This window comes from Mycetocola sp. (genome assembly GCF_046716805.1).
Lineage (GTDB): Bacteria > Actinomycetota > Actinomycetes > Actinomycetales > Microbacteriaceae > Mycetocola_A.
This window is the reverse complement of record NZ_JBKJWH010000039.1, coordinates 1-2,733: the sequence shown is the minus strand read 5'-3', so window position 1 is coordinate 2,733 and position 2,733 is coordinate 1. Positions and strand designations below refer to the sequence as shown.

Sequence of the window (2,733 nt, the reverse complement as noted above, 5' to 3'; positions counted from 1 at the left end):
CTCGCCCAAGCTTCCAGCAGGGTGCCGTCTACCGTGAAGTGGTCGTCAGAGAGCAACTCCCGGCTGCGTGCCTCCGCGAGCACCAGGGCGAAGAACGCCTTCGCCACGTCGCCCTGCATCAGGCGGTCGCGATTGACCGAGAACGTCTCCGGCACCCACACCCCGTCATCGATCCCGAGTCCCACGAACCAGCGGAAGAGCAGGTTGTAGTCGAGCTGCTCCATCAACAGCTGCTCGCTTCGCACCGAGTAGAAGATCTGCAGCAGCAGCGCGCGCAGCAGCTGCTCCGGCGGCACGCTCGGCCGCCCGCGCCGTGCGTACATTGCGTCGAAACGCGGCGAGAGCTGTCTGAGAGCCGAATCCACCAGCGTTTTGATGGTCCGCAACGGGTGGTCACGAGGCACCCGGCTCTCCAGATTCACATAACTGAACAGCACCGGCTGCTCTGGCTCGATTCCGCGCATCCGAAGCCCCTGGCTGAAGTTGCCTCAATTTACGGGCGTCGGCTGCTCCGCGAAAGCGGACACTGATTTTTTGGTTCTTCGTGGATTTAGTTGCAGGTAGGGGGTAAACGAAGTGGACACCGGTCCTTCGGTCGAGCAGAATGGAGTTGTCTAAGCTCCCATTCACGCTCAGCCGGAGAACACGGTGTCCGACCTCAGTATAACGCCCTACTTCCCCTTTGCACGAGTGGTTCCGGTCGATCAGCAGGTGATCGAAGTGGAGACGCGCGTACAGAGCGTCATCACCCTGGCCCCGGCCGAAGGCTCGTGGCCGATCTGTTCGGTCTGCGGCCAGGAGAGCCGGCGGCTGCACATCTACGGCACCCGGCAGGTGCGGGATCTGGGCTTGGCGCATGCACGCGTCGAGCTCGTGGTGCCCAATCGGAAGCTGCGGTGCGCCGGCTGCCAGACCATCCGCACGGAAGGCCACGACTTCCTCGCTCCGTACCGCCGCTCCACGCTGCGCTTTGAGCAGTATGTCGCCGGTCTGTGCCGGCACATGTCCATCAAGCAGGTCGCCGACCACGTCGGCCTGGATTGGCACGCGGTCAAGGAGATCGACAAACGCCGGCTTCAGAGGGAGGTCGGCACTCCATGCTACGACGGGCTCCAGCTCCTCGCGGTGGACGAGGTCGCGATCCACAAGGGGCACACCTACCTCACCACGGTGCTCGATCTGGAGACGGGGCGCATCGTCTGGGTGGGCAAGGGGCGAACCGAGGCTACGCTGGCCAGCTTCTTCGCGGAGTTGACGCCGGAGCAACGGAAGTCGATCGAGGCGGTAGCCTCCGACATGGCCTCGGGCTTCCGAACCGCGGTGGAAAAAGCCTGCCCGCACGCGGCCCAGGTCTATGACCTCTTTCACGTGGTCGCGAAGTACAGCCGTGAGGTCGTGGACGTCGTGCGCCTGGAGGAGGCGAAGAAGCAGGACGAGGCCGGCCGCAAGCTGATCAAGGGGAGCCGCTACCTGCTCCTGAAGAACGCTCCGAACCTGCTCGGCTCACAGAAGAAAGCGCTGAAGGAGCTGCTTGCGGCCAACCAGAACCTGAACACCGTCTACGTGCTGAAGGACCAGCTCAAACGCATCTGGGAGTACAAGCATCCGGCATGGGCCAGGAAAGCGCTCGACCAATGGTGTGCGCTCGCCCACGCGAGCGGGATCCCTGCGCTGGCAAAATTCGCCAAGAGCCTCTGCCGGCACGAGAAGGGAATCGTGAACCACTGCCGATATCCGATCCACACCGGTCGGCTGGAAGGCATCAACAACAAGATCAAGGTCATCAAGCGCTTGGCGTACGGCTTTCGCGACGACGCCTACTTCATCCTGAAGATCAAAGGCGCCTTCCCGGGTACGCTGCAACCAAATCCGCGATGAACCAATTTGGGCGAGGGTGCAGGATCGTGGCGCTGAATCCATCGACCCGCTGTTTCTGATGACGTGGTTTGGACAGTCGAGGCAACGCCGGAGACGGCGCGAGCGTCTGGCTGCGGCAACCGCGTCATCATGGGGATTCAGGAGGGTTCGGCACCGGCGCGGTACGGTAGCCGTGCTGGCCGGACGAGGGATTCCCTTGCTAACGAGGACGGGACGATGACGCTGGCGGACGATTGCGCCGCTACCGCGCCCAAGCCTCGTGGCGGCGGCGGTTAGATCCTCATGGCGCTGCGGTCACTGGTGCGGACGGACGATGCGGCGAGGTCGCGCCTCAGGATGACACCACGCGGGGGGTGATCCTGCGCATATCCGAGCGGATGATGCGATCCGGGGGGTAGCGATGGTGCGGAGGGACGAACCGGTGCTGCCGTGGTGTCCGCGAAGGCGGACTGTGTGCCGTTGTAGCCGCGAGTTCACTCGCATATCCCAACGGTCCCAACGGTCCCAACGGTCTCGACGGAGGCCACGATCGACACTCGATCAGTCCTCGCTCGCGCGGATGGGGAGGGTGAAGAAGAAGGTGCTGCCGGTGCCGGGGGTGCTCTCGGCCCAGATGCGGCCGCCGTGCGCGTCGACGATGGCCTTGGCGATGCTCAGGCCCAGCCCCAGGCCCTGGCGGTCGCCGCGCCGCGCCTGCCAGAAGCGCTCGAACAGGTGCGGCAGGTGCTCGGGGTCGATACCCTTGCCGGTGTCCGAGACCCAGAAGCGCACCGACTCGCCTTCGGCCCCGGCGCCGACGCGCACCGAGCCGCCCGCCGGCGTGAACTTGAGCGCGTTGCCGACCAGGTTCGAGAG

The 2,733-nt window shown here is 64.7% G+C and carries 3 protein-coding genes; 1 reads left to right on the top strand and 2 read right to left on the bottom strand.

Features of this window, described 5'->3' with window-relative positions; genetic code table 11:
* On the bottom strand, nt 1-464 hold a 464-nt coding region (locus ACLQ62_RS03255), incomplete at its 3' end, for a transposase (RefSeq protein ID WP_411720230.1).
* 184 nt (nt 465-648) lie between these two features.
* Between ACLQ62_RS03255 and ACLQ62_RS03250 the strand changes: the two genes are divergently transcribed.
* On the top strand, nt 649-1,878 hold the full coding sequence (locus ACLQ62_RS03250; protein ID WP_411720229.1) for an ISL3 family transposase: 1,230 nt from the start codon (nt 649-651) through the stop codon (nt 1,876-1,878).
* Nucleotides 1,879-2,418: 540 nt separating this feature from the next.
* On the opposite strand, the gene ACLQ62_RS03245 is transcribed toward ACLQ62_RS03250, so the two are convergent.
* Nucleotides 2,419-2,733: sensor histidine kinase (locus ACLQ62_RS03245; RefSeq protein WP_411720228.1), on the bottom strand; the 315-nt coding region annotated here is incomplete at its 5' end.